Origin of the sequence: Nonomuraea sp. PA05, from assembly GCF_008086045.1 — a bacterium.
Lineage (GTDB): Bacteria > Actinomycetota > Actinomycetes > Streptosporangiales > Streptosporangiaceae > Nonomuraea > Nonomuraea monospora.
On the sequence record NZ_VSEY01000016.1, the window covers coordinates 202856 to 226501 of the forward strand.

A 23646-nucleotide genomic window follows, 5' to 3' on the forward strand; every position below is an offset into this window, starting at 1 on the left:
GCCGACATGCAGGTCAGGGAGGTCAACGGCACCCAACTCGCCGTCGTCACACCGGCGTCCGGCGGATTCGCCCGGCACAGCCACGACGAGTACGTCATCAGCGTCAACGTGCGCGGGCGGGAGCGGGTGCGGCTGGACCGCGCCTCGTTCGAGGTCGATCTGGACGAGGTGACCGCGTACAACCCGGGGCAGGTCCAGTCCTGCACCACCCGGACGCCGGGCGGGACGGCGTTCACCTGCGTGAGCTGGTACGTACGGCCGGAGGTGCTGGGCGGGCTCGTCGGGGGCCCGCCCCCGGACTTCTCCCGTCCCGTGGTCCGCGCGCCTGAGCTGCGACGGGAACTGCTCCGCGCGGCCCGCCACCTCGGCGAGGCGAGGGACGGCGCCCTCATGCTGGTCGAGGAGCGCCTGACGCTCTTGCTCCTGCGCCTGCTCGACCTCGCCGCCCCGGCCCGTCGCCCACCCGGGCCCGGGTCCGCGCCCGCGCCGGGGGACGTCAGGATCGCCGCCGTCCTGGACCGGCTCCGGGCCGACCTCTCCCGCGCGCCCAGCCTGGCCGACCTCGCGGACGAGGCCGGGATGTCCAGGGAGCACCTCGTCCGCTCCTTCACCAGGGCCACCGGCTGCCCGCCGTACGCGTGGCACCTCCAGGCCAGGCTGGCCGAGGGGCGGCGCAGGCTGCGCGGCGGCCAGGCGGTCGCCGAGGTGGCCCACGGGCTGGGGTTCGCCGACCAGGCCCACTTCCACCGGCACTTCACCGCCGCCTACGCCATCACCCCAGGCCGGTACCGGGCCGTCAACATCTGACAAGACGCGGCCCGTGGCCCGGCAGCAGAGTGAACGCCATGTCCGAGATCTTCACGCTGGCCCTCTGGATCGGGCTGGTGTTCAACGCGGCGCCCGGAGCGGTGTTCAGCGAGTCGTTGCGCCGGGGGGTGCGGGGCGGGTTCTGGCCGGCGTTCGCGGTGCAGGCCGGGTCGCTGGCGGGGGACGCCGTGTGGGCGGTCCTGGGGCTGGCGGGGGTGGGGGCGCTGTTCGCGGTGCCCGTGCTGCGGGTGCCTATGACGGTCGGCGGGTGCTTGCTGCTCGCCTGGCTGGGGGTGACCGGCCTGCGCGACGCCGCCTTCCCCCGGCCGTCATCGGCCGGTCTCCCCCGTGAGAACCGGTCCGGCCGGGGGGCGGTCGCGGTCGGCGCCGCCATGTCGCTGGGCAACCCCTGGAACGTCGTCTACTGGTCGGGCGCGGCGGGCGCGGTCAGTGCCGTGCTGGGCGAGGACGCGGGCGCCGGGAGCCTGGTCGTGTTCTTCGCCGGATTCATGGCGTCCTCGCTCGCCTGGTGCTTCGTCTCGGCGGGGCTCATCGCCGGGCTGCGCGGGGCGTTGCCGCCGGTGGGCGTACGGGTGCTGGAAGCGGCATGCGGGGCGGCGTTGATCGTCTTCGCCGTCCTCCTCGCGGCCAGGCTGCTGCCGGGCACCCCATGAGCCACCGCTGAGCCATTCACCGCAACAACGGCAACCGCCCCGTGAGCCGCTCCACGACCCCTCGCGGCCCGAAGAGGCTGACCGCGTAGTACGACGGCTCCTCCGTCCGCGCCAGCTCGGCCAGGTACTCGTCGTAGACGTTGGTCCGCTGCGCGACCGCCGCCATGTCGGTCACCACCAGGCCGGCCTCGGTGGCGGCGTCCTTCCTGATCCGCCCCACGATGGCGCCCGGCGCCCCCAGCACCGTGCAGCCCGTCCAGGGCAGCCCGGCGTGCGCGAGGCCGGAGGCGTCCGTGCCGCCCGACCCGACGATGGCGGGCACGGCGACCCCGACGGAAGCGGCCAGGCAGGCGGCGGCGTTGGCCTGCAGTCCCCTGGGCAGGTCGCGGTCGATCACGATGACCCACTTGACCGCGAGCTCCTTGGTGGGCAGATCGGTACGGCGTTCGAGCTCGTCCAGCACCGTCATCAACACATCCCTCCTCCGAAGTTCTGCCAGAACACTCACACCGACTCCGCCTTTTGACCAAATGAGAAGCTGTTTTTCCGCAGATAATTCGGAAAGACGTGCCAAGCTGCGTACGTGGACGAACTTGATACGGCGATACTCGCCGAGCTGCAGCGCGACGGCCGCCAGACCAACCGGGAGCTGGCCGAGCATCTCGGCATCGCCCCCTCGACCTGCCTGGAGCGGGTGCGGTCGCTGCGCGCGTCCGGCGTCATCGAGGGCTTCCACGCGGAGGTCAGCCTCGACGCGATCGGCCGCCCGGTGCAGGCGCTGATCAACGTGCGCCTGCACCCCAAGATCCGTGAGGCGGTGGAGGGCTTCCGCGACTACGTGACCGCGTTGCCGGAGACGCTGGCCGTGTTCGTCGTGTCGGGCGGCGACGACTTCATCATCCAGGTCGGCGTGCGCGACGCGGGGCACCTGCGCGACTTCGTGCTCGACCACGTCTCGCGGCACCGCAACATCGCCGACGTACGCACGTCGCTGGTCTACGACCACATCCGCAAGACGTCGGTGGAGGTGCTGCCGCCCGAACGCCCCTCACGCCCCCGCACCGGCCGCAAGCGCTGAAGGCTCGCATGCCCGCCGCGAACGCTAAATAAGTGGTGGCCGAATGGGCGGCCCGGTTACGGTTACGGCAGGTCAGCGAGCGGACAGGGCGTGGCGATGTCGCTGGCGGCGCCTCGCCGCGCCCTGTCCGCCTGCCAGCCGGAGAACCCGCGGCTCACCCGTACGGAGTCGTCCGACGGCGAGGCGATGGTCACCAGGGGCACCGTCCGAAACCCCCGAGATGATCGCGAAGGAGCCGCGGGTTCACCTCTGCGGCGAGAAGCTTTCGATGGCCTCGTGCAGTACCTTCCTGAACGTCTGGCTGCCGGTGTGCCCGGAGTCCTCCACCACGTGCAGCCTGGCGTCCTTCCAGACCTTGGTCAGCTCCCAGGCCGTGTGCAGCGGCCCGCCCATGTCGAGGCGGCCGTGCACCAGCGCGCCGGGGATGCCGGCCAGTCGTCCCGCGTCCCGCAGCAGCGCGCCCTCCTCCAGCCAGGCGGCGTTGGAGAAGTAGTGGGCGCAGATGCGGACCATGGCCATCTGCGCGTCGGCGGGCCGGTCGCTGTAGGCGTTGGGCTTGCCGTTGACCTCCTGGGAGATCACCGCGTCCTCCCAGGCGATCCAGTCCTGGCAGGCCCGCTCCCGCACCTCCCTGTCGGGGTCGGCCAGCAGCCGCGAGTACGCCGCCAGCACCTGGAACACGTTCCCGTCACGGTCGGCCTCGGGCACCCCGCGCAGGAACCGCTCCTGCGCCTCGGGGAAGAACCTGCCGACGCCCCGGTAGAGCCACTCGGTCTCGGAGCGCCGCGTCATCGTGACGGCGGGGATGACGATCTCCGACACCCGCTCGGGGTGGGTCTCGGCGTAGGCCAGGATCAGCGTCGAGCCCCACGACCCGCCGTACAGCAGCCACCGGTCGATCCCGAGGTGCTCGCGCAGCGACTCCATGTCGGCGATCAGGTGCTGGGTGGTGTTGTGCGTCAGGTCGGTGGCCGGGTCGCTGGCGTGCGGGCGGCTGCGGCCACAGTTGCGCTGGTCGAACAGCACGATGCGGAAACGTTCCGGGTCGAACGTGCGGCGCATGTTGACCGAGCAGCCCGACCCGGGGCCGCCGTGCACGACCACGGCCGGCTTGCCGTCCGGGTTGCCGCAGACCTCCCAGTAGACGAGGTTGCCGTCGCCGACGTCGAGCATGCCGTGCTCGTACGGTTCGATCGCGGGATACAAGGGGGCTCCTTCCACAGATGTAACAGCGCTTCAATATACCGCTGTCACCCTGCCGACTTGAGCTCCTCCAGGTACTCCGCCAACGGCTTCAGCCCGGCCTCCGCCCGCCGCTCGTCCACCCTCGCCTCGTCCTCGATCGGCGTGCGCGGCCGCCACGCGCCCTGCGGATCGGTCTCCCACTGCGTGCCGTACACCTGCGGCTTCTTCTCCGCCACCCGCACCCGATCCACCAGGAACGCCAGGTCGGACGGGTCAGCGTCACCCTTCTCCGCGGCCCGCCGCATCAGCTCCAGGCCGCGCTTCTGCAGCTCCAGATCGCGGTCGGCGTGCTGGATGAGCGCCCACGCGGCCCGCGCCCCGTCCTCGCCGACCAGCTCGTACCCGGGCCAGCCGTGCTGGTCGAGAACCTGGCGCATGCGGTCGGTGTTCGCCTTCTCCACGCGGTCCCAGTCCTCCTGGGACGCCTCCAGCGTCCTGACCTCCTGGTCCAGCTTGAGCATCGCGAGCAGCTCGGTACGCAGGGCCGGGTTGGCCGGCGCCGCGTCGGCGCAGGCGGTGATGAGGGCGAGGGTCGCGAGCAGAGAAATGAGGAACGGCCGCATGATCCGGCTCCTTCTGCGACGCCAGTCGTAAAGAGGGCTAGATCCAACTATGAAGTAATTGAACCACCACTAAGGGTACTGATCGCAGCGATAACTAGATCATCATCCTCAGGGAGCATCATGTACCGGCATGCCCTTGCCGTAGCCACCGCCACCTCCGCCGCCCTGCTCGCGACCGCCGCGCCGGCGATCGCCGACGACACCAAGAGCGAGACCGCCACCCAGTGCAGCAACCGGGACGTGCTGAGCATCAACGTCTCACCACCTCCACCGCTCGCCGGGAGCGTCACCGCCGAGGACATCAAGGGCCTGATGGACGCGGTCGTCGCCGGCACCCGGCTGCAGGGGTTCTTCTCCGCCGGGGCGGGAGCGCCCGCCGTTCCCGCGGTGCCGTACGTCGCGCCCGCGTTCCCGTACGTCATGCCCGGCGGGCAACTGGCCGCGCCCTACGATCCGCGCCATGCCCTGCCGTACGACCCGCAGCAGGCCCTGCCCGGCCAGCCGCAGCAGGCCGTTCCCGCGCAGCCGCAGCATGCCCTGCCTGACCAGCCCCAGAGCGCCGCCACCATGCAGCCCGGCGCCGGCGCCACTGACCCGAACCAGCCGGGAGTCGGCGGCTCAAGCCCCGTCCAGCCTGGCGTGGGCGGCGCCGCTCCGGTTCAGCCTGGTGTGGGTGGGGCCGCTCCGGTTCAGCCCGGTGTCGGGGCTCCGAGTCCCGTTCAGAGTCAGCCCGGTGTCAGCGGCCCGAGCCCGAGCCTGCCGCCGCTGCCCAGCCCGAGCCGGCCGTCGGGCCCCAACCCGAGCCCGTCCGCCGCCCCGAGCTCCTCGGCCTCCGCCGCGCCGAGCGCCTCCGCGTCCACCGCGCCCAGCTTCGGCCCCTCCCCGCTCAGCGCCGACGGGGCGACGGTCTCGCCGGTGCAGGCCATGTTCGAGGACCTGATCGGCCAGGTGCTGGTCTGCGCCCGCGCCACAGCGGCACCAGGCACGCAAGCAGACGCAGAAGCAGACACAGAAGCAGACACGAAACCGGAGGCGGGCACGGAGCTGCCGTCGCTCGCGGAGATCGACACGGCCCAGATCGCCCAGTACCTCGAAGCGCTCGTCGCCGGCCTTCCCGGCGCCTGCGCCCCCGCCGGCTCACCCTCCGCGGCGGCCGGCCCAGCCCAGAGCCCGGCCACACTGATGGACGCCGTCGGGGTGAGCCAGATCCTGAGCACCCTGACCGGCTACCCGCCGGTCTGCGCGAACCCGTCCACGGCAGCGGGCGGCACCTCGGTCTCCATCTCGACCTCCGCCTCGCTCCTGGACTCGATCGGCGTCACGAGCCTGCTCAAGGCGCTGACCGGCTGACGTCCGCCGCGCGGGGCGGCGTTTCTGTCGGACCCGGCTGGCACGCTGGCACGGTCGCCGCAGCCGTCCGCGCCTAAGGAGCCGCCGCATGAGCACGTCCGCCAGGGCCGAGGTGTACGTGAGCTATCACCAGCTCCTGATCCAGGAGCAGGGCGACGAAGTCGCGCCCTTCGACGTGCCCAACCGGCTGACCGCGTCGGCGCCCGGCGCCGCCGTCATCCTGACCGGCCTGCACACCGGCGTCGTGGACGTCACCGTACGACTCGTCGACGCCCCGCCCACCGAGCCCGACGAGCCCTCCGGGGGGTGGGACGAGGTGCATGACGTCCAGCTCGTCAGCTTCACGGGCGAGATGCGCCTCGGCGGCTTCGGCATGGGCCTGGCCGACAGCCTGCCGGTGCTCACCGCGCACGGCCCCGGCCGCTACGGCATGCGGGTGCACGCCCGCGGCAGGGACGTCGCGGAAGACGCCGTGTCCGGGGTGCCGGCGGAGTTCTACCAGGTGACCGTGTGGCCCATCGACGTCGGGCCGCAGGCCCACGCCCGGCTCGGCATCGGCGTGGCGCAGGAGCTGGGGCTGCCCGACAAGTCGCGCGAGATCCGCGAGTGGGCCAAGCAGCACGGCCTGCCGCAGAGCGAGCGCGGCCGGATCGCCGGCGCGCCGCCGCCTCAGCACGTGCCCTCGCCCGTGCGTGGCGTGGCCGTGGCCGACGGGCACCGGTTACGCGTCGTCAACCCGTTCCAGGACACGGCATCCGTCCCGGAGCTGCCCGCCGGTCTCGTCGCCACCGCTCCCGACTCGCTGGTCATCCGCACGCTCAAGCGCAGGGGCACGGTGGACGTGCTCATCAACTGGCAGCCGACGGCGCCCCGCTTCCCGGCGGAGAGCTGGGAGGAGTCCGAGGAGGTCGAGTTCGTCACGACGACCGGCGTCATGCAGGTCGTCAGCATGTCCTCGGACGAAGACCAGCGGCCCAACCTGACCTACCAGGGCGCCGGCCGCTACGGCCTGCGCGTCCACGGCCGTGCCCGCGGCGGGCGGCTGTCCAACCGGCCCCGCGAGTCGTACCTGCTGGTGGTGTGGCCCATCGAGCTGGGGCCGGCGGCGGCTCGCGTGCCAGGGTGATCATGCGGGTGACGCCCAAGGCCGGGTCCGGGCTGGTCAGGTCGTGTGCCGCCGCGCGTACACCTCGATCTCGATCTTCATCCGCGGGTCCGACAACCCGCACATGAGCATCGTCGCGGCGGGCCGCACCGCACCGAAGCACTCCCGCAACACCGGCCAGCACGGCTCGAAGTCGTCCCGGTCCGGCAGGATGTAGCGCACGCGGACGACGTCGCCGAACCCGCACCCCGCCTCCTCCAGCGCCTGGCCGATGTTGCGCAGGCACTGCCTGGCCTGCTCCACCACGTCGTCGGAGATGGTCATCGTCGTGTAGTCGAACCCGGTGGTCCCCGACACGTGCACCCAGTCGCCGTCCACCACGGCCCTGGCGTATCCGATCTGCTCCTCGAACGTGGATCCGCTGAGGATGGCGCGTCGCTCCGTCATGCGCAGAACGGTACGTGACCAGCCCCGATACGTCTAAGACGGGAAGCTGGCTGACCTGATATCTCTGGAGGTATGGATCGCCCGGAACTGCCGCTGGCACAGTTGCACGCGTTCGTGGTGCTGGCCGAGGAGTTGCACTTCGGTCATGCCGCCGACCGGCTGGGCATCGCGCAGCCCCCGTTGAGCCAGCAGATCCGCCGGCTGGAGGGCAAGGTGGGGCACGCGCTGTTCAGCCGGACGCCTGGCCGGGTGGCGCTGACGCCCGCCGGGCGGGAGTTGTTGCCGGCCGCGCGCCGGGCGCTGGACGAGCTGGCGGGCGGGCTGGCGGCGGCGCGGGCCGTGGGCAGCGGGCGGGCGGGGCGGATCCGGCTGGGGTTCGCGGCGTCGCTGGCGTTGACGATCCTGCCGGAGCTGCTGAGCGCCTACCGGGAGCGGTTCCCCCGGGTGCGCATCGAGATTCACGAGATGACGACGGCGCCGCAGCTCGCCGCCCTGCGCGAGCGGCGGATCGATGTCGGGCTGCTGCGGGAGCCGCCGGATGACGAGCCTGAGCTGGCGTTCGCGACCGTGCTGCGCGAGCCGTTCGTGGCCGTGCTGCCCGCCGCGCACCCGCTCGCCGCCGGGCGCGCGGTGGAGCTCGCCCGGCTGGCGGGCTCGCCGTTCGTGTTGCTGCCGCGCGAGCACGGGCCCGGCTTGTACGACCGGATCGTGGGGATGTGCGGGGACGCCGGGTTCGTGCCCGAGGTGGCGCAGCACGCGGTGGAGTGGCAGACCGTGTGTGCGCTGGTGGAGGCCGGGCTGGGCGTGTCGGTGGCGCCCGCGAGCATCCGCCGCATCCGGCTGAAGGGGGTGGCCTTCCGCCGCCTGGCGCCGGATGCCGGACGCAGGAACGGGGCGGCGGGCGCCGACCGCACGAGCGGAGCGGCGGATGACGGACGTACGAGCGTGGCGGTGGCCTGGCGGGTGGGCGACGCCGACCCACTCGTCACCGGCCTCCTGGAGACGCTGCTCTGACGCGACCCGCCGTCACCGCGGAAGCAGCACGCTGGCCTGATTGCTGCCCGGCACCACCCCCGCCTTCCGATGCGCCTCCTTGAGCGCGTCGGAGGCGAAGTGCTGCCGCATCGCCCGCGCGTCCTCGCACTCGAACAGCACGACGGCCTCCTCGGGACGCTCGGCGTCGACGCTGACCAGGACGGTGCGCATGCCCGCCGCCGCCCGCACCTCCGCCAGCTCCTCGAACGCCGCGCGCCAGGTGTCGTAGTCGGTGAACCGCTGCCTGATGAGCAGGTACTCCATGGCCGGACCCCTCAGAAGAAACTCAACGCTGTTGAGTTAAACCGTAGCACGACTAACTCAACAGTGGTGAGTTACGCTGATCGCATGCCACGACAACCAAGGGCGGGCGGCCGGCGGCCCGGCGCGACACGTACGCGCGAGGAGATACTCGAAGCCGCGCAGCGCAGCTTCGCCGGCTCCGGCTACGACGGCACCACGATCCGCGGCGTCGCCAGGGAGGCGGGCGTCGATCCCGCGCTGGTGCTGCAGTTCTTCGGCAGCAAGGACGGGCTCTTCGACGCCGCCCTGCGCGCCGACCCGCCCGTGCGCGACCTGGTGACGCTGGCCGGCGAGGGCGAGGTGGCCGACCTCGGCGTCCGCCTCGCCCGCCGCTACCTGGAGTTGTGGGAGGACCCGCACTCAGGGCCCAGGATGCTGGCCGTGGTACGGGCGGCAGCGGCGGCGCCGAGCGCGTCGGCCATGGTCACGGCGTTCATGACGGACGCCGTGATGTTGCCCCTGGCCAAGGCGATCGACGCCGACGAGCCCGAGCTGCGCGCCGCCCTGGCCGGCGCCTACCTGCTGGGCGTGGCCACGGCCCGCTACGTGCTGCGCATCGGGCCGCTGGCCGCGCTGTCGAGGCAGGACGCCGCGTCCGTCCTGGGCCCCGTCGTCCAGCACCACCTCACCGGTCAGCTCCGGGGGCCGAGCACCACGGGCAGCCGTATGGGCCCCTCGGTGATGAGCGAGGGCGTGTAGTCGATGTCGTCCATCCCGATCGCGAGCCGCAGACCGGGGTGGCGGCCGAACAGCGACGACAGCGCGATCCGCATCTCCAGCCTGGCCAGCGGCGCGCCCAGGCAGAAGTGCGGGCCGCGACCGAAGCCGACGTGCACGTCCGGCTCGCGCGAGGCGTCGAACCTGGCGGCGTCCGGGCCGTACCTGGCCGGATCCGTGCCCGCCCCGTCGAGCGCGACCACGATCGGCACGCCGGCCGGGATCTCCGTGCCCAGCACCCGCACGTCCTGGAGCGGGTAGCGGAACAGCACGTTGATCACCGAGCTACGGCTGCGCAGCGCCTCCTCCACCACCCGCTCCCAGGCCTCCTGATCCTTGGGTCCCGGCAGCTGGGCGCGGTCGCCGCACAGGGCGATGACGGTGTTGGCGAGCATGTGCACGGTGGTCTCGTGACCGGCGATGAGCACCAGCCACAGGATCCACAACATCTCCTCGTCCGACAGCCGGTCTCCGTCGTCCTCCTGCACCTTGATCAGCCCGCTGGTGAGGTCGTCGCCCGGCTCGGCGCGCTTGCGCTCGATGAACGCGCCCAGGTACGCCAGCATGTCGCCCGCCGCGGTGGCGGCCTCCTGCGGGCTGGCGGTGTGGAAGAGCAGCACGTTCGTCCACTCGCGGAGCTGGTAGCGCTCCTGTTCCGGCACGCCGAACAGCTCGCAGATCACGGCGATGGGCAGCGGCTCGCTGAAGTGCCGCACCAGGTCGACCACCTCGCCCTCGGCTGCCAGCCGGTCGAGGAGCCCGTCGGTGATCTGCTGGATGCGCGGCGCCATGGCGGCCACCCGGGCGGGCGTGAACGCGCGGTTGATGAGGCCGCGCAGCCGGCGGTGGTCGTCGCCGTCCTGGGTCAGCAGGTGGTCGCCCTCGACGAGCTGGCGCAGCGGCCAGTCAGGGGGGATGGTGCCGTCGTTCAGGGCGGGGCAGTTGCGGGAGTTCTTGCTGTAGAGGGTGCCGTCGTTGAGCAGCACCTCGCTGACGCTGTCGTAGGAGCACACCATCCAGGCGCTGACCTTGCCCGGCAGCTCGATGGGCACGACGGGGCCGCCTTCGTCCCTGAAGCGGCGGACGGTCTGTGAGGTTCGCTCACCAGGGGCCGGAATCGGCAGGGGTTCCATGCGCAGTCTCCCGTGTCGGAGGGACTTCAACTGTCCGCTCTGCAAACGACCCCGGCCATACCGCTTCGGCGTCATGTCACCACGCGGTCGGCGACACCTGCCGCCGCGGCTACAAAACGCTACGGAACGACTTCAACAAAGAGTCATCGGCGTTGTAGGAAGATGTCCGGATGATCAGTTCCAGCCCGTTACGTCCGCGGCGGCTTCCGCTGTTCGGCCTCGCCGCCGCCCTCTTCTCTCTCCTCCTGACGTACAGCGTTCCGGTCCTGTTCGGGCTGCGGGATCTGCCGATGGGCGTGTACAGCCTGCGCAGCGTGACGATGCTCGTCGCGGCGGTCCTGGTGGCGCCGCTGCTCGGGACGCTCGTGGACCGGGCGCGCAGCCGCCGTACCGCGGTGGTCGCGCTGGCGCTCGTGGGCGCGGTCGCGCTCGCGGCGGCCACCGGCGCGGCGCAGGGCCCCGACGCGGTGAGCGGCCCGGTCATCACGGCCGTGCTGGTGACGATGTCCGCCGTGACGGCTCTGGCGCCGGTCGGTGAGCAGGCGTACCTGCCGTCGATCGTCGGCCGCGACCGTCTGGTGACCGCGAACGCCGTGCTGCACGTGCTGCCGCTGCTCCTCATGATGGCGATCGGGGCCGCGCTGTCCTGGGCCGACGGCGACGGCCTGACGCTCGCCGTCGCCGTCGGCGTGGCGGCGGCCTGCGCGGCGGCGGCCTACCGCGGGGTCCAGGCGGACGAGGAGCCGCCACTGCCCAGGACCGGGCTCTGGCGGGAGACGATGGAAGGGCTGCGGTTCACCTTCCGGGAGCCGGTGCTGCGCGCGATCGCCCTGTGCGTCATGGTGACCAGCCTGACCGGCGGGTTCGCCGAAGAGATGGAGGGGGCGGCGCGCGGCGCGCTGGCGGACTACTGGAACCTCTCGCTGTCCATGATGGTCACCCTCTACGGCGCGACCGCCCTGGGGGCGCTGGTGGCCGTGCTGCTGCACCGCAGGCTCGGCGCCTACCGGCTGGCCATCGCGGCCCTGCTGGCGAGCCAGCCGTTCATCCTGCTGCTCGCCTTGTCCGGCGGGCCCGGCGGGTGGTGGTGGTACACGCTCGGCAACCTCGTCCCGACGGCAGGTCTGATCGTCGTCAGCATCGCGCTGCTGAGCCACCGCCAGGCGATCACGCCCGACCGGCTGCTCGGCCGGGTGGGCGGCACGCTGGTCGCCCTGGTCATGCTGGGTGAGATCGCGGGCACTCTGCTGCGCCTGCCCGGCGACTGGCTCGCCGAGGACGCCTCCTCGCCGCTGCCTCTGCTCACCGGCCTTGTCCTGGCCACGGCGCTGGGCATGGCCGCCGCCGTCCCACTGCTGCGCGCCCGGCACCTCGCGACGACGCCGCGCGAGCCGGAATCAGCGCTGCCATAGGACGCGGGGAGTCAGCGCTGCCGCAGGACGCGGCCTCTGCGCTCGCCCGTGAACTCGCCGGACTCCACCACCACCCGCCCTTCCAGCAGCACGTGCACGATCCCGGTCGGCCGGACGGACGGGGCGGCGTAGGTGCCCGCGTGACCGATGGTGGCGGGGTCGAACACGCAGATGTCGGCCCAGGCGCCTGGGCCCAGCCAGCCTCTCCCGCGCAGGCCGAACTGGTCGGCGTTCGCGGAGGTCGCCTTGCGCACGGCCTCCTCCCAGGAGATCACCTGGCGTTCCCGCACGTACGTGCCGAAGAAGCGCGGGAAGCAGCCCCACGTACGTGGGTGCTCCAGCCCGGCGGGCAGCCCGTTGTCGGAGCCGATGCCGATGAGCGGGTCGGCCATGATCTCGGCCAGGTCCTCCTCGGCCATCAGGAAGGCGACCATCGTGGCGGCGGGGTCGGCGGCCACCAGCGCGCAGGTGGCCGCCCATGGGTCCACCTCCAGCTTGCGGGCGATCTCGGCCAGCGAGCGGCCGGTGTAGGAGGGCTCGGCGTGCGCGGTGACCCGCACGTCGGCCGGTGTGACGTCCTGCCACAGGCCCGCTCCCGTCCCGCCGGCCTCGGCCACGGCGCGCAGCCGGTCCCGCTCGGCGGGCACCGCGAGCGCCTCGCGCACCCGGCCGCCGGCCAGCGCGGACGGCGGCAGCAGGGCGGCCAGCACGGTCGCGCCGGCGACGTAGGGATACTGGTCGCCGCGCACGTCCACGCCGCGCGTCCGGGCCTCGCGCAGCCGGTCGAGCAACACCCTGGCCCGCCCGTGGTTGGCCCGGCCGGCGACCTTGCAGTGCGACACCTGCAGCCGCACGCGGGCCCGCCGCGCCACCTCGACGGCCTCGTCCAGCGCCGCGGCCAGCCCTGCGCCCTCGTCGCGCAGGTGCGTGGCGTACGGCACGCCGAACCCGTGGGCGACGGCGGCCAGCGCCACCAGCTCGTCGGTGCCCGCGTACCCGCCTGGTGGGTAGATCAGCCCGCTGGACAGCCCGCACGCGCCCGCCGTGAAGGCGGCCGTGGCGAGGTCGCACATCCTGTCGAGGTCGCCGTCGCGCAGGCGCTCGTCGAACCCGGCCACGGCCGCGCGCAGCGTCGAGTGCCCGACGAGGGTGGCCATGTGGTTGGTCGGCCCGGCGGCGGTGATCGCCTCCAGGTACTCGGCGAACATCCAGTCGGGCACGGCCGCGCCCGTCACCTCGGCCAGCACGGAGGCGTCGGGCGCGTAGGAGAAGCCGCAGTTGCCGTTGATCTCGGTGGTGACGCCCTGCAGCAGCTTGAACGGCTGCGGCTGCGCCATCAGCGGCACCAGGTCGGAGTGCGCGTGGGCGTCCACGAACCCGGGCGCGACGGCCAGGCCCGTGACGTCGATCACCCGGCGCGCGCCGCCGAGCCGCCGTCCCGTCTCCATCACCCAGCCGCCTGAGACGGCGACGTCTCCGATGAAGGCCGGGGAGCCTAAGCCGTCGTACACGGTGCCACCGCGAAGGATGAGATCGACCATGCAATCCGCCCTGGAGTAAGAAATCTTGTCACGTACTACAACGCCGGACGCCGTTGGAGGTTCCACGGCCGCCGTGACACCGAAGTCAAGAAGCAGCAAGGACGCTCTTGCGGATCGGATACCGGCTGGCTTTAAATACGCCCTGGCGCTGACCCAGCCACCCCTGCCGCCGACAAGGAGCCCCTGTGACCATCCCCGCAGGTCGGGCATCATTTTCCACCGCCCGCAATCTCCGCGCCAGCCTGTTAGCGCTATCACTTGCCTCGCCGACCCCATGAAACTTTCTTTTCGTCTATCGGGAAAGCGCTTACCCGCTGCTGTGAAGGAAAAAGTCATGCGCTTACACCTGGCCGCCGCGGCCACCGCCCTGGCCCTGACCGCGATCACGATCCCCACCGCCCCCGCCCAAGCCGCGCCGCCGACCAAGCAGATGGAGGACCTGGACCGAGGGCTGATCAGCGTACGATCCGGCTCCGGCAACCTCGTCTCCTGGCGGCTGCTCGGCACCGACCCCGACGGCGTCTCCTTCAACCTCTACCGCGGCTCCACCAGGATCGCCACCGGCCTGACCAGCTCCACCAACCACCTCGACAGCGGCGCCGCGGCCGACGCCTCCTACACCGTCCGCGCCGTCGTGAACGGGGCCGAGCAGGCCGCCTCGCCCGCCTCGCTGCGCTTCACCGGCGGCACCTACCTGGACGTGCCCATCCAGCCGCCGTCCGGCGGCACCACCCCCGACGGGGTCGCCTACACCTACAGCGCCAACGACGCCAGTGTCGGCGACGTGGACGGCGACGGGCAGTACGAGATCGTGCTCAAGTGGGACCCGTCCAACGCCAAGGACAACTCCCAGTCGGGCTACACCGGCAACGTGTACGTGGACGCGTACCGGCTGAACGGCACCCGCCTGTGGCGCGTGGACCTGGGCCGCAACATCCGCGCCGGAGCGCACTACACGCAGTTCCAGGTCTACGACTACGACGGCGACGGCCGGGCCGAGGTGGCCATGAAGACCGCCGACGGCACCAGGGACGGCGCGGGCACGGTGATCGGCAGCTCCAGCGCCGACCACCGCAACTCCAGCGGGTACGTGCTCAGCGGCCCCGAGTACCTGACCATGTTCAACGGCCTGACGGGCGCCGCGATGTCGACCGTCAACTACGACCCGCCGCGCGGCACCGTCTCCTCGTGGGGCGACAGCTACGGCAACCGGGTGGACCGCTTCCTGGCGGGGACCGCGTACCTGGACGGCGAACGGCCCTCGCTGATCATGGCGCGCGGCTACTACACCCGCAGCGTCATCGCCGCCTGGGACTTCCGCAACGGCGCCCTCACCAAGCGCTGGACGTTCGACAGCAACTCCGCCGGCTCGCAGTACGCCGGGCAGGGCAGCCACAGCCTGTCCGTCGGCGACGTCGACCAGGACGGTCGCGACGAGATCGTCTACGGCGCCATGGCCGTCAACGACAACGGCACCGGCATGTGGAGCACCCGCACCGGCCACGGCGACGCCCAGCACCTGGGCGACCTCGACCCGGCCAGGGCCGGCCTGGAGTACTTCAAGGTCAGCGAGTCCGCCTCGCAGCCCGGCTCCCTCTACATCGACCCGCGCAACGGCTCGATCCTCTGGTCCACCCCATCCGGCTCCGACAACGGCCGCGGCGTGGCGGGCGACATCTCGACGGTCAGGGTGGCCGGCGAGTTCTGGTCCGCCGCCGACACCCAGCTACGCAGCGTCACCGGCAACAACGCCGGGCGCGAGCCGTCCTCCGTGAACTTCCTCATCTGGTGGGACGCCGATCCCGTCAGGGAGCTGCTCGACCAGACCCGGATCGACAAGTACGGCACCACCGCCGACACCCGCCTGCTGACCGCCTCCGGCGTGCACTCCAACAACGGCACCAAGGCCACCCCCTCGCTGTCGGCCGACCTGTTCGGCGACTGGCGCGAGGAGGTCATCTGGCCGACCAGCAACAACACCGCCCTGCGCGTCTACTCCACCACCACGCCGACGGACCGGCGGATCTACACGCTGATGCACGACCCGCTCTACCGCGTGTCGGTGGCGTGGCAGAACACCGCCTACAACCAGCCGCCGCACACCGGCTTCTTCCTCGGCGACCGCATGCCCGCGGCGCCGCGTCCCGACATCTACGTGCGCTAGGGATCCTGTACGTTGAGGCGATGGACGAGCGGATCGCTCCCGTGCAGGGTATGAAGATCAGCGTCCGGACCCGCCGCGACGTGGTGATCGTGGACCTGGAACGCTTCCTCGCGACCGCCCGCGCGGCCTACCGCGAGCAGGATCCGAGGGCGACCGAGGAGGACGCGGCCGAGTTCGTCGGCGACGTCCACGACGCGATCTGGCTGCTGCTCGACCGGGACGGCGAGCTCGCGCCCGGCGAGCCGCGGACGCGGGCCGAGCAGCCGTCGCGGGACCGCCCCGACGGGCTGCTCCTGGCGGGCGAGGTGCAGCACATCTCGCTCGACGACCCGCTGCCGCTGCCCGGCAGTCACTGCTTCGAGCTGGACGATCCGGAGGACTACTTCGCCCTGCCTCCCGAGCGGTAGCTCACGGGCGCCTGGCTCGTGCCACCATGTCGAGGGCGCGCGGGAACCCTTCGAGGCGTCCGGACAGCGCGTCCAGCGCGGCCGGCAGCAGCGACTCGGGAATGTCGCGCGCCATGAGCACGTGCCGCATCCAGCCCACGAACGCCGAGAACAGCTTCGGGTCGTCCACGTACAGGGCGGCCCGGAGGAAGTCGACGAGGTAGGCCACCTGGTCCGCGAGCTGCCCGAACTGCTGCTCGGTGCAGCCCGCCGGATCGGGCCCGCGGGCCAGGTCCGTCACGATGCCGCCGACGACGTCCCCGGCGGAGCGGGTCAGCTCGGTGTACTCCCGGTCGGCCAGCCCCAGCGGCTCCTCGCGGGAGCCGGCCCGGCGCGGCAGCGGCCCGGCGGCCAGCAGGTCGGCGGCGGCGCGGGCGTCCGGCGCCCAGGCGTCGGCGCCGAGCAGACGTGCGTAGCGGCCGTCCGGCCCGAACGCGGCGCCTCCGGCCACCACCGGCGTGCCCGCCGCCTGGCAGGCGGTGATCGCCGCGTGCGCGGCCGGCAGCCGGATGGCCAGCGAGCTGGACAGCGCCACCGCGTCCGGATTCGTCAGGTGCAGGTGGGCGACCAGGTGCGGCGTGGGGACCTGGGCGCCCAGGTAGTCGACGTGCCAGCCGCGCACCCGCAGCACCTCGGCCAGCAGCCGCGCGGGGAAGGCGTGCCACTCGCCGTCGATGCACGCCACCATGATCCGTCCCCTGCCCGGACCGTCCTGACGGGGCAGGCGGTGCGCCAGCGCGGCGAGCACGCGCTCGTTGACCGCCGTGGCCGCGTGCTCCTGGGGGACGGAGAGGCGGTTGGCCGCCCATTCCCGGCCGACGCGGGCCTGCACGGCGGCCACGACCTCCAGCAGCAGGGTCTCCATGGGCATGCCCGCGTCGAGCGCGTCCGTCGCCGCGGCGGTGGCGGCGTGCTCATCACCGGCCATGGCCGCCGCCCACAGCGCCTCCACCCGCTCCTCGACGCCGTCCGTCATGGCTGTCCCTCTCCTGCTCTGCGGGGGGCCGAGATGGCGACGACCGCCATGTCGTCGTGCTCGCCCTCGCCGACCCACTCGGAGGCCAGCATCTGCACGCGCTCCGCCACCGCCTCGGGAGGCATGCCCGCGCTGTGCCGGAGCTGCTCGCTCAGCCGCTCCTCGCCGAAGAACTCGTGGCCGAGCGGGCCGCCCCTGGCCTCGATGATGCCGTCGCTGTAGAGCAGGCAGGTCTCGCCCGGCTCCAGCACCACCGAGTCGGTGACGCTGGTGATGTCGTCCAGCACGCCGATCAGCGTGCCGACGGCCGGGACGGTCTCGACGCGGCCGTCATTGCGCATGATCAGCGGCGGCGGGTGCCCCGCGCTGGTCAGCCGCAGCGCCACCCGCGTGCCGCAGTGCTGGAACGAGGCCAGCACCAGCGTGACGTACCGGGCCTGGTCGCTGTCGGTGACGAGCACCCCGTTCAGCAGCTCCAGCATGCGGTGGTGGTCGTCGGCCAGCGGCAGCAGGGCGCGCAGGGTGTTGCGGATCCTGCCCGTGAGCACGGCCGCCTCCAGCCCCTTGCCCGCCACGTCGCCGAGCACCACCAGCGACTCCTGTCCCGAGCCCGCCACGGGATAGACGTCGTAGAAGTCGCCGCCGACCCGCTCGCTGGGGCCCGCGGGCCGGTAGCGTGCCGCCAGCTCCACCCCGTTCAGCGCCGGCGTGGGAGGCGGCAGCAGCTCGGCCATCAGGGTCTCGGTGATCACCGCCTGCTCGACGTACAGGCGGGCGACCGAGATGGCGGAGCCCGCCCACTGGGAGAACAGCCGGACGAAGATCCGCTCGTCCTCCGAGAAGCCCGCCCGCGCGCCGCGCACCAGCACCAGCGCCCCCGCGGGCAGCCCGTGGCCCGGCAGGGCGGCCACCGCCACCGAGCCCACCCCGGCGCGCCTGTCCCCGAGCACCCAGCCGGGGGCCTCCTCCGGGTCGATCCAGCGGGTGGGCACCGGCGGGAAGCCCTGCAACGCCTCGGGCAGGCCGGGCAGCGTAGTGGGGTCGATGTCCGTCTCCCACGTGGCCGCCTCGCCCGCGGCGGCGCAGCGGGCGATCGCGTACCGGCGGCCCGCCCTCGGCAAAACCACCAGCGCGGCGTCCGCCAGGCGGCGGGCGGCCAGGCAGGCGGTCACCTCCAGGCAGCGGTCGAGGTTCAGCGAGGGCAGCAGCTCGTCGGAGGCCTCGGCCATGAACGCGGTCCACTCGCGCAGCGAGTCCATCGCGTGCTGCCTGCCGGTGACGTCGATGAGCCACCAGACGATCCGGTCGCCCGTCGCGTACACGGCATGGGCCTGGAACACCCGGCCGGCCAACTCGCCGCACGGCTCCTCACCGTCAGCGCGGCCTCCCGCGGCCAGCCTGTCGTGCGCCCGCGCCAGCCACTCGGGCGCGGCCCGCTCCAGCCGCTCGCCGACGCCGGTGCCGGACAGCAGCAGCCGGGCCGCCTTGTTCGCCTGCTCGACGACCCCCGCCGTGCTGACCGCCAGCATCGGGTACGGCGCGTCCTCCCACACCATCCCGACCATGGCACCATCCTGCGAGACCCCCGGATTGCTCACGCTACCGCCGGTGCACCGGGGCTCTCTTGCCGCCATATCGCTTCTTTGCAGGATCTTTCACTCTGGTGACCTGGGCGGCGCAGACCGCGCCGGCCACGTGGGCATGCCGGTGAGCCGCTACCGCAACCGCGTCCGGGTCAGCCGCGCGCTGGCCCGCCTGGACCAGGGCGAACAGGACCTCGCCCGGCTCGCGGCCCTCCTGCTCGAAAAGTCGCTGTAATCCGAATCCGCCCTCCAACCGGTAGTCATCACTGGATGGCCGACGAGACGGAGATGACGGATGGACGACGGGTTCGCCGAGTACGTGGCTCACCGGCAGCTACGCCTGTGCCGGATGGCGTACCTACTCACCCGTGACTGGGGCACGGCCGAGGACGTGGTGCAGACGGCGCTGGCGAAGGCCTGGCTGGCCTGGCGGCGGATCGAGGGCAACCCCGACCCGTACGTCTATCGGATCATCGTGAACACCCACACGTCGTGGTGGCGCAGGCGCTGGCGCGGCGAGGTGCCGGCCGAGGCGCTGCCCGAGACCGCCGATCCGCGTGACGCGGCGGCCGAGGTGGACGACCAGGCGGCGCTGTGGAGCGCGATCGGCGCGCTCTCGCCGCGCCAGCGGGCGGTGATCGTCCTGCACTACTACGAGGGACGCACGCTGACGCAGGTCGCGGAGATCGTCGGGTGCTCGCTGGGAGCGGTGAAGAGCCAGCTCAGCCGCGCGCTGAGCCGCCTGCGGGTCGATCCGGACATTCGGTGCATGAACGTGGAGAGGGTCAAGCGATGACGCACACCGAGAGCGACCTGCGAGAGCTGCTGACCAGGCGGGCCGGGGAACACGGCGGCGGTGCCGGGCTCGACGCGATCATCCGGCGCGGCCGCCGCGTCCGCCGCACCCGGCGGGCTTTCATGACGGGCGCGGCGGCGCTGGCCGTCACGACGGTCGCCCTGGCCGGCGTGCAACTGCGCCCGGCCGCGCCTCCTGTCGCCCAGCAGCCCGTGGACTCGGCGGAGGTCGAGCGGCCCGTCCCCGAGGTGCCGGCGAAGTTCGAGGTGCGGCTGGGGGCGAAGCAGTTCGACATGCCCCTCCTTCACTCCGAACGCTTCGACATGCTGGGCGCCCGCACCGTCACCTTCACCCCGACCAGCACCTACACCGGCTCCAAGGTGCTCTGCGAGGACCCGAGGGCCTGGGTCGTCACGACGGAGCGGCTCAAGGGCGGCGAGTCGGGCGGCGGCGCCGCACGGTGCGGTGACGGCAGGGGCGGCATGCACCACGACGAGCTGTCCGCACCCGGCGGCTGGCTGGATGGGCCGCAGACGCTGAAGGTCTGGGTCTTTCCCTCGGACGCCCCGGTCCGGGAGGTGGCGAAGGCGGTCACGGGCTGCCGGATGTTCGGCAAGGACACGGGCTGCGACGAGTCGGCCCAGCTCCACGCGCTGATGAACCCGAAGGTACGCGAGCGGCTCCTGGCCGAGCTGGGCGACCGTCCCGGCAGGTGGGCGGTCGGGATCTACGACCGTCCCGCCAGGTAGCGGGCGTTCAGAGCCAGTGCCAGGTGACCCGCGCCTGCTCGGCGGCGTCGGCCAGCCACTCCTCGAAAGCGTCCGCCCCCGCGGCGGCCAGCGTGGCCGCGTCCGCCACGGCTTCCTCCCGCTTGAGCACCACCCCGGTCAGGAAGCCTCCCTCGAACGGCACCGGTCCGACGGCGGACGCCTCGCGCAGCGGCTCGGGCAGCTCGCCCGCCCAGACCTGGGCCCTGGTGAGGCGCACGTCCCACCGGCCGTCGAGGGGGCCGTGCAGCTCGTCCACGCCGACCGGCTCGTCCGCCGAGATCGCCCACACGGCCCACACCCTGGCGAACCGCTCGCGGTGCCGGGCCAGGTAGCCGGCCGCCAGCTCCGCCCGCATCCGGGTGCGGAACCGCTCGTCCTTGGCGCCGGTGGTCATGTGGTCGTGGAACGCCTCGGCGCTCATGCCCATGCGTTCCAGCCACCTGCGCATCGCCTCGCCGCTGGTGAGGCCGTGGCGGCGGCGGAAGCCGTCCGCGGCGGCCTGGACGTCGTCGAGACCGACGTCCTCCTTGGCGGCGGCGTTGCGCAGGACGCAGAACCGGACCAGCTCCTCCTGCGGCGACAGCCCTGGGCGCGTGAGGGAGCGGAGCATCAGCATCGCCTCGGGCGTGGAGACCTGCATGCCGTCCACGGTCAGCAGGTTGCCCGCGGCCCAGTGGGTGGAGTGGTCGACCAGCCAGGACGCGCCGTCGTCCGGCTGCACGCCGAGCATGATGGTGCCGCCGGCGGGGTCGTCGATCAGCAGGTCGTAGTCGACGATCGGCGAGCCGGGGCGCGGGTTGGTGACGAGCTGGGCGGCGAGCTCGGGATGCGACGCGGCCCACGCGGCGGCGGCGCGGCGGGACTCCGCCACGGCGGTGCGCCTGCGGCTCAGCTCGCGCAGCAGGTTGACGCCGCTGTGGAGGACGGGGCCGAGGTCGGGTGCGGTCATGGCTCATCCACTCTCAAGGGTGCGGTCATGGCGCGTCCGTTTCTCCGGCCGTGAGCCAGTCGGCGACGGCGTCGCTGATCGGCAGGCCGGTCAGGTCCTCGATCCACGCCCACTGTCCGTTGGGGTTGATCTCGAGGAACACGTACTCCCCGTCCGGGGTCAGGATCAGGTCGATGGCCCCGAACGTCACGCCGAGCGCGGCGACCAGGTCGACGCACCGGCGGGAGACGTCGTCGGGCAGGTGGTGCACGCTGTGGCGGGCACGGTCGAAGTCGTAGTGGCGCCAGTCGTCGCGGGTGCGCGGGGAGTCCTGCGAGGCGATCTCGGCGGTGAAGACCTGCCGCCCGACGACGGTGACGCGCAGCTCGACGGCCTTGCGCACGTACGGCTGCAGGATGGTCGGCTCGTGGGCCAGCCCGGCGCGGCCGGCGAGGTCCCTGCGCTGCACCACGGTGGTGTAGACGGTGTGCCGGGCGCCGTCGATCTCGAACGGGGCGTACTCGACGGGCTTGGCGATCAGCCGCCCGCCGGCCCGCTCGTAGGCGGGCACCAGCTCGGCCGGGTCGTTGGTGATCACGGTACGCGGCACGGCGAAGCCCAGCCGCTGGGCCAGCGCCAGATGGACCAGCTTGTTGTGCGCCCTGCGCAGCACCGGGTGCCTGGCCGGCAGCCAGCGGGCGTCCAGCAGGTCCCAGAAGCCTTCGAGGAACCACTCCGACAGCTCCCCCGCGCGGTCCCGCAGGTCGGCGGCGGTGACGTGCGACGCGGCGGCGGGCTGTCCCGGCCGCCGGTTCCACACGGCCGTCGTCTCGCCGAGATCGACGGTCTCGCCGCCGGTGACCAGCCCGAGCTCGGTTCCGCCCGCCGCGAACCGGGCGGTCAGGTGGGCGAGGCCCGGGTACTGGCCGGGATCCCACCAGACGACCTCGGCGCCCCTGGCCTTCAGCTTGGGCAGGACCATGCGGACGGTGGTGTCGCCGGGTTCGCTGAGAATCAGTAGCATGTGGCCCCCCTCGGCCGCGTGGGAGAAGCGCGCGGCTCCTCCCACGCGGCCCTGAGCGTTCTTTAGTAGTCGGACACCCAGCCGTCGGACGGCCTGCCCTCGGTGCCGTTCGTGTGGTAGCAGCGCTCCATGCGCGCGCCACCGGAGACCAGACCGAGGTCCGCCTCGTCGATCACCGGCAGTTCGTTGCTGAGATCGTCCAGGTTCACGATCTTCTTAGTCATTTCTTCCCTCCCTTTCCGTGGGCGAGCCGTGACCCCGCGCGGGGTCCCGGCTCGTGGGATGAAGCTCATCAGCCGGTGTTTGGATCCGGCTTGTGAGTGGCTTGGAGATCATCGGCGCGCATCGCCCGGATCAGCACGGGCATGGCGATCACCAGGAAGATCCCGCGCAGCGCGCCCGCGACGGGGTACGGCGCGTGCACCCCGAACGTGTGCGCCACCACCCCGCCGGCCAGCGCCCCGAGCGGCATCAGCCCCCAGCCGAGCATCCGGTACACGCTGTTCACCCTGCCGAGCAGCCCGGACGGCACGAGCTGCTGCCTCAGGCTGACGGTCACGACGTTCCACAGCGTGGTGACGAAACCGGTGACGGCCAGCAGGGCGCCGAGCACGATCGCGTTCGGGCTCAGGCCGATCCCGACGAACGTGACGACGTTCGTGACGAGCGCGGCGATCAGGGCGGGCAGCGCGCCCATCCGTTCGACGACGGGCGCGCCGAGCAGCCCGCCGAGCAGGCTGCCGACGGCGGCCCCGGCGAGCAGCAGGCCGTAGCCGGGCGCGTCGAGGCGCAGCTCCTGGGTGGCCAGCAGGACCAGCGACACGTTGCCGAGCTGCCAGCAGAAGGTGTTGACGCCGAGCAGCAGCGCGAGGGTGCGCAGCAGGCGGTGCCGGGCCAGCCAGCGCAACCCGTCCGCGATCGCCGTGCGCATCGGCGGATGCCCGCCGAGCGCGCGCCCGCGCCCCGGCAACGTCCCGAGCAGCACGGCGGACACGGCGAACGAGGCGGCGTCCAGCCCGAACGGCAGCGCCACCGCGACCGCGAAGAGCAGCCCCCCGACGGGAGGCCCGGCGAACTGCAGGCCGACCGTGGTGATCACCTGCTGGTGGCCGTTCGCCCGGTGCAGCAGCGGCTTGGCGACCAGGTCCGGCAGCACGGCCTGCGCGGCGTTGGAGAAGACGACCGTGCACGCCCCCAGCCCGAACGCCAGCACCGCCAGCGCCGGGATGCCGATCGCATCGAAGGCGGCGAGTACCGCGATGGCGGCCACGATCACCGCCTGCAGCACCTGCGACCGCCGCATGAGGGCCACCCGGTCGTACCGGTCGACGAGCGCGCCGGCGGGCAGCGACAGCAGCAGCCACGGCAGGAACGTCGCCGCGGACACGACCGACACCAGCCGCGCGTCATGCGTGAGCGTGACGGCCAGCAGCGGGATCGCCGCCGTGAACGCCCCGTCGCCGACGCTGCTGATCCCCGTCGCCCACCACAGCCGCCAGTAACCCCGGGACAGGCGCGGTGCGGCCTCGCTCTGCGTCATGCCGCGATC

At 72.6% G+C, this 23646-nt stretch carries 26 protein-coding genes; 12 read left to right on the plus strand and 14 right to left on the minus strand.

The features are described from left to right. The first annotated feature begins 6 nt into the window (after positions 1–6). Both FXF51_RS25605 and FXF51_RS25610 read left to right on the plus strand, forming a co-directional pair. Positions 7–807: a helix-turn-helix domain-containing protein gene (locus FXF51_RS25605; RefSeq protein ID WP_148437191.1), complete on the plus strand. Its 801-nt coding sequence runs from the start codon at positions 7–9 to the stop codon at positions 805–807. A gap of 38 nt (positions 808–845) precedes the next feature. Continuing rightward, positions 846–1481: a LysE family transporter gene (locus FXF51_RS25610; protein ID WP_148437192.1), complete on the plus strand. Its 636-nt coding sequence runs from the start codon at positions 846–848 to the stop codon at positions 1479–1481. 16 nt (positions 1482–1497) lie between these two features. Here FXF51_RS25610 and FXF51_RS25615 read toward each other — a convergent pair whose 3' ends face one another. Then, positions 1498–1950, minus strand: a complete 453-nt coding sequence (locus FXF51_RS25615) for a DUF2000 domain-containing protein (protein WP_148437193.1) — start codon at positions 1948–1950, stop codon at positions 1498–1500. A 114-nt stretch (positions 1951–2064) separates the two neighbouring features. Between FXF51_RS25615 and FXF51_RS25620 the strand changes: the two genes are divergently transcribed. Continuing rightward, on the plus strand, positions 2065–2559 hold the full coding sequence (locus FXF51_RS25620; RefSeq protein WP_148437194.1) for an Lrp/AsnC family transcriptional regulator: 495 nt from the start codon (positions 2065–2067) through the stop codon (positions 2557–2559). 62 nt (positions 2560–2621) lie between these two features. On the opposite strand, the gene FXF51_RS62765 is transcribed toward FXF51_RS25620, so the two are convergent. Genes FXF51_RS62765 through FXF51_RS25630 form a run of 3 tightly spaced genes read right to left on the minus strand, consistent with a single transcriptional unit; the run spans position 2622 to position 4367 of the window. Beyond that, positions 2622–2753 (minus strand): hypothetical protein, encoded by a 132-nt coding sequence (locus FXF51_RS62765; RefSeq protein WP_262379834.1) that lies wholly within the window; start codon positions 2751–2753, stop codon positions 2622–2624. 49 nt (positions 2754–2802) lie between these two features. Beyond that, positions 2803–3765, minus strand: coding sequence for a prolyl aminopeptidase (pip, locus tag FXF51_RS25625; protein WP_148437195.1), 963 nt, complete (start codon positions 3763–3765; stop codon positions 2803–2805). 44 nt (positions 3766–3809) lie between these two features. Continuing rightward, complete coding sequence (locus FXF51_RS25630; RefSeq protein ID WP_222871451.1) at positions 3810–4367, minus strand: DUF6624 domain-containing protein; 558 nt, start codon at positions 4365–4367, stop codon at positions 3810–3812. Positions 4368–4487: 120 nt separating this feature from the next. On the opposite strand from FXF51_RS25630, the gene FXF51_RS25635 reads away from it, so the two are divergent. Together FXF51_RS25635 and FXF51_RS25640 are read left to right on the plus strand one after the other, a co-directional pair. Further along, entirely contained in the window at positions 4488–5717 is a 1230-nt protein-coding gene (locus FXF51_RS25635; protein WP_148437196.1) for a hypothetical protein, read from the plus strand. Between the two features lie 88 nt (positions 5718–5805). Then, a complete protein-coding gene (locus FXF51_RS25640; protein WP_148437197.1) occupies positions 5806–6843 on the plus strand; it encodes a hypothetical protein in 1038 nt (345 codons plus the stop codon). Between the two features lie 36 nt (positions 6844–6879). Here FXF51_RS25640 and FXF51_RS25645 read toward each other — a convergent pair whose 3' ends face one another. Beyond that, entirely contained in the window at positions 6880–7269 is a 390-nt protein-coding gene (locus FXF51_RS25645; protein ID WP_148437198.1) for a RidA family protein, read from the minus strand. A gap of 72 nt (positions 7270–7341) precedes the next feature. Here FXF51_RS25645 and FXF51_RS25650 point away from each other — a divergent pair, with 72 nt between their 5' ends. Next, positions 7342–8283, plus strand: coding sequence for a LysR family transcriptional regulator (locus FXF51_RS25650; RefSeq protein WP_148437199.1), 942 nt, complete (start codon positions 7342–7344; stop codon positions 8281–8283). A 12-nt stretch (positions 8284–8295) separates the two neighbouring features. Here FXF51_RS25650 and FXF51_RS25655 read toward each other — a convergent pair whose 3' ends face one another. After that, positions 8296–8568, minus strand: coding sequence for an antibiotic biosynthesis monooxygenase (locus tag FXF51_RS25655; protein WP_148437200.1), 273 nt, complete (start codon positions 8566–8568; stop codon positions 8296–8298). 84 nt (positions 8569–8652) lie between these two features. Here FXF51_RS25655 and FXF51_RS25660 point away from each other — a divergent pair, with 84 nt between their 5' ends. Further along, entirely contained in the window at positions 8653–9306 is a 654-nt protein-coding gene (locus FXF51_RS25660) for a TetR/AcrR family transcriptional regulator (protein ID WP_148437201.1), read from the plus strand. On the opposite strand, the gene FXF51_RS25665 is transcribed toward FXF51_RS25660, so the two are convergent. Then, complete coding sequence (locus FXF51_RS25665) at positions 9240–10457, minus strand: cytochrome P450 family protein (RefSeq protein ID WP_187414562.1); 1218 nt, start codon at positions 10455–10457, stop codon at positions 9240–9242. The genes FXF51_RS25660 and FXF51_RS25665 overlap by 67 nt on opposite strands. Positions 10458–10627: 170 nt before the next feature. Between FXF51_RS25665 and FXF51_RS25670 the strand changes: the two genes are divergently transcribed. Beyond that, a complete protein-coding gene (locus FXF51_RS25670; RefSeq protein ID WP_148437203.1) occupies positions 10628–11869 on the plus strand; it encodes an MFS transporter in 1242 nt (413 codons plus the stop codon). An 11-nt stretch (positions 11870–11880) separates the two neighbouring features. Here the strand turns inward: FXF51_RS25670 and FXF51_RS25675 are convergent, their stop codons facing one another. Continuing rightward, positions 11881–13410, minus strand: coding sequence for an N-acyl-D-amino-acid deacylase family protein (locus FXF51_RS25675; protein ID WP_148437204.1), 1530 nt, complete (start codon positions 13408–13410; stop codon positions 11881–11883). A gap of 334 nt (positions 13411–13744) precedes the next feature. Between FXF51_RS25675 and FXF51_RS25680 the strand changes: the two genes are divergently transcribed. Then, positions 13745–15574: a rhamnogalacturonan lyase gene (locus tag FXF51_RS25680; RefSeq protein ID WP_148437205.1), complete on the plus strand. Its 1830-nt coding sequence runs from the start codon at positions 13745–13747 to the stop codon at positions 15572–15574. A gap of 20 nt (positions 15575–15594) precedes the next feature. Next, positions 15595–15981: a hypothetical protein gene (locus FXF51_RS25685; protein ID WP_148437206.1), complete on the plus strand. Its 387-nt coding sequence runs from the start codon at positions 15595–15597 to the stop codon at positions 15979–15981. A 1-nt stretch (position 15982) separates the two neighbouring features. Here the strand turns inward: FXF51_RS25685 and FXF51_RS25690 are convergent, their stop codons facing one another. Both FXF51_RS25690 and FXF51_RS25695 read right to left on the minus strand, forming a co-directional pair. Next, positions 15983–16996 carry a B12-binding domain-containing protein gene (locus FXF51_RS25690; RefSeq protein WP_148437207.1) on the minus strand — a complete coding sequence of 338 codons (1014 nt, stop codon included), beginning with the start codon at positions 16994–16996 and terminating at the stop codon, positions 15983–15985. Beyond that, a complete protein-coding gene (locus tag FXF51_RS25695) occupies positions 16993–18561 on the minus strand; it encodes a PP2C family protein-serine/threonine phosphatase (protein WP_262379836.1) in 1569 nt (522 codons plus the stop codon). The genes FXF51_RS25690 and FXF51_RS25695 overlap by 4 nt, the downstream gene beginning before the upstream one ends. Before the next feature lie 313 nt (positions 18562–18874). On the opposite strand from FXF51_RS25695, the gene FXF51_RS25700 reads away from it, so the two are divergent. Next, positions 18875–19375 (plus strand): SigE family RNA polymerase sigma factor, encoded by a 501-nt coding sequence (locus FXF51_RS25700; protein ID WP_148437208.1) that lies wholly within the window; start codon positions 18875–18877, stop codon positions 19373–19375. Then, the gene (locus FXF51_RS25705; RefSeq protein ID WP_148437209.1) at positions 19372–20124 is read left to right on the plus strand and encodes a hypothetical protein; all 753 of its coding nucleotides are present in this window, start codon (positions 19372–19374) and stop codon (positions 20122–20124) included. Before FXF51_RS25700 ends, FXF51_RS25705 begins: the two co-directional genes overlap by 4 nt. A gap of 7 nt (positions 20125–20131) precedes the next feature. On the opposite strand, the gene FXF51_RS25710 is transcribed toward FXF51_RS25705, so the two are convergent. The 4 genes from FXF51_RS25710 to FXF51_RS25720 all read right to left on the minus strand — a co-directional run bounded on the left by FXF51_RS25710 (position 20132) and on the right by FXF51_RS25720 (position 23637). Next, positions 20132–21094 carry a TIGR04500 family putative peptide maturation system protein gene (locus FXF51_RS25710; RefSeq protein ID WP_148437210.1) on the minus strand — a complete coding sequence of 321 codons (963 nt, stop codon included), beginning with the start codon at positions 21092–21094 and terminating at the stop codon, positions 20132–20134. A 25-nt stretch (positions 21095–21119) separates the two neighbouring features. After that, the gene (locus FXF51_RS25715) at positions 21120–22097 is read right to left on the minus strand and encodes an MvdC/MvdD family ATP grasp protein (protein WP_148437211.1); all 978 of its coding nucleotides are present in this window, start codon (positions 22095–22097) and stop codon (positions 21120–21122) included. A 62-nt stretch (positions 22098–22159) separates the two neighbouring features. After that, positions 22160–22321: a hypothetical protein gene (locus FXF51_RS60965; protein ID WP_187414563.1), complete on the minus strand. Its 162-nt coding sequence runs from the start codon at positions 22319–22321 to the stop codon at positions 22160–22162. Positions 22322–22389: 68 nt separating this feature from the next. Then, entirely contained in the window at positions 22390–23637 is a 1248-nt protein-coding gene (locus tag FXF51_RS25720) for an MFS transporter (RefSeq protein ID WP_148437212.1), read from the minus strand. Positions 23638–23646 lie beyond the last annotated feature (9 nt).

What these genes read in the sequence shown, in the direction of transcription:
- FXF51_RS25605 (WP_148437191.1), top strand. Translation starts at nt 7, where the DNA reads ATGCAGGTCAGGGAGGTCAACGGCACCCAACTCGCCGTCGTCACACCG.
- FXF51_RS25610 (WP_148437192.1), top strand. Translation starts at nt 846, where the DNA reads ATGTCCGAGATCTTCACGCTGGCCCTCTGGATCGGGCTGGTGTTCAAC.
- FXF51_RS25615 (WP_148437193.1), bottom strand. Translation starts at nt 1,950, where the DNA reads ATGACGGTGCTGGACGAGCTCGAACGCCGTACCGATCTGCCCACCAAG.
- FXF51_RS25630 (WP_222871451.1), bottom strand. Translation starts at nt 4,367, where the DNA reads ATGCGGCCGTTCCTCATTTCTCTGCTCGCGACCCTCGCCCTCATCACC.
- FXF51_RS25635 (WP_148437196.1), top strand. Translation starts at nt 4,488, where the DNA reads ATGTACCGGCATGCCCTTGCCGTAGCCACCGCCACCTCCGCCGCCCTG.
- FXF51_RS25640 (WP_148437197.1), top strand. Translation starts at nt 5,806, where the DNA reads ATGAGCACGTCCGCCAGGGCCGAGGTGTACGTGAGCTATCACCAGCTC.
- FXF51_RS25645 (WP_148437198.1), bottom strand. Translation starts at nt 7,269, where the DNA reads ATGACGGAGCGACGCGCCATCCTCAGCGGATCCACGTTCGAGGAGCAG.
- FXF51_RS25650 (WP_148437199.1), top strand. Translation starts at nt 7,342, where the DNA reads ATGGATCGCCCGGAACTGCCGCTGGCACAGTTGCACGCGTTCGTGGTG.
- FXF51_RS25655 (WP_148437200.1), bottom strand. Translation starts at nt 8,568, where the DNA reads ATGGAGTACCTGCTCATCAGGCAGCGGTTCACCGACTACGACACCTGG.
- FXF51_RS25660 (WP_148437201.1), top strand. Translation starts at nt 8,653, where the DNA reads ATGCCACGACAACCAAGGGCGGGCGGCCGGCGGCCCGGCGCGACACGT.
- FXF51_RS25665 (WP_187414562.1), bottom strand. Translation starts at nt 10,457, where the DNA reads ATGGAACCCCTGCCGATTCCGGCCCCTGGTGAGCGAACCTCACAGACC.
- FXF51_RS25670 (WP_148437203.1), top strand. Translation starts at nt 10,628, where the DNA reads ATGATCAGTTCCAGCCCGTTACGTCCGCGGCGGCTTCCGCTGTTCGGC.
- FXF51_RS25675 (WP_148437204.1), bottom strand. Translation starts at nt 13,410, where the DNA reads ATGGTCGATCTCATCCTTCGCGGTGGCACCGTGTACGACGGCTTAGGC.
- FXF51_RS25680 (WP_148437205.1), top strand. Translation starts at nt 13,745, where the DNA reads ATGCGCTTACACCTGGCCGCCGCGGCCACCGCCCTGGCCCTGACCGCG.
- FXF51_RS25685 (WP_148437206.1), top strand. Translation starts at nt 15,595, where the DNA reads ATGGACGAGCGGATCGCTCCCGTGCAGGGTATGAAGATCAGCGTCCGG.
- FXF51_RS25690 (WP_148437207.1), bottom strand. Translation starts at nt 16,996, where the DNA reads ATGACGGACGGCGTCGAGGAGCGGGTGGAGGCGCTGTGGGCGGCGGCC.
- FXF51_RS25695 (WP_262379836.1), bottom strand. Translation starts at nt 18,561, where the DNA reads ATGGTCGGGATGGTGTGGGAGGACGCGCCGTACCCGATGCTGGCGGTC.
- FXF51_RS25700 (WP_148437208.1), top strand. Translation starts at nt 18,875, where the DNA reads ATGGACGACGGGTTCGCCGAGTACGTGGCTCACCGGCAGCTACGCCTG.
- FXF51_RS25705 (WP_148437209.1), top strand. Translation starts at nt 19,372, where the DNA reads ATGACGCACACCGAGAGCGACCTGCGAGAGCTGCTGACCAGGCGGGCC.
- FXF51_RS25710 (WP_148437210.1), bottom strand. Translation starts at nt 21,094, where the DNA reads ATGACCGCACCCGACCTCGGCCCCGTCCTCCACAGCGGCGTCAACCTG.
- FXF51_RS25715 (WP_148437211.1), bottom strand. Translation starts at nt 22,097, where the DNA reads ATGCTACTGATTCTCAGCGAACCCGGCGACACCACCGTCCGCATGGTC.
- FXF51_RS60965 (WP_187414563.1), bottom strand. Translation starts at nt 22,321, where the DNA reads ATGACTAAGAAGATCGTGAACCTGGACGATCTCAGCAACGAACTGCCG.
- FXF51_RS25720 (WP_148437212.1), bottom strand. Translation starts at nt 23,637, where the DNA reads ATGACGCAGAGCGAGGCCGCACCGCGCCTGTCCCGGGGTTACTGGCGG.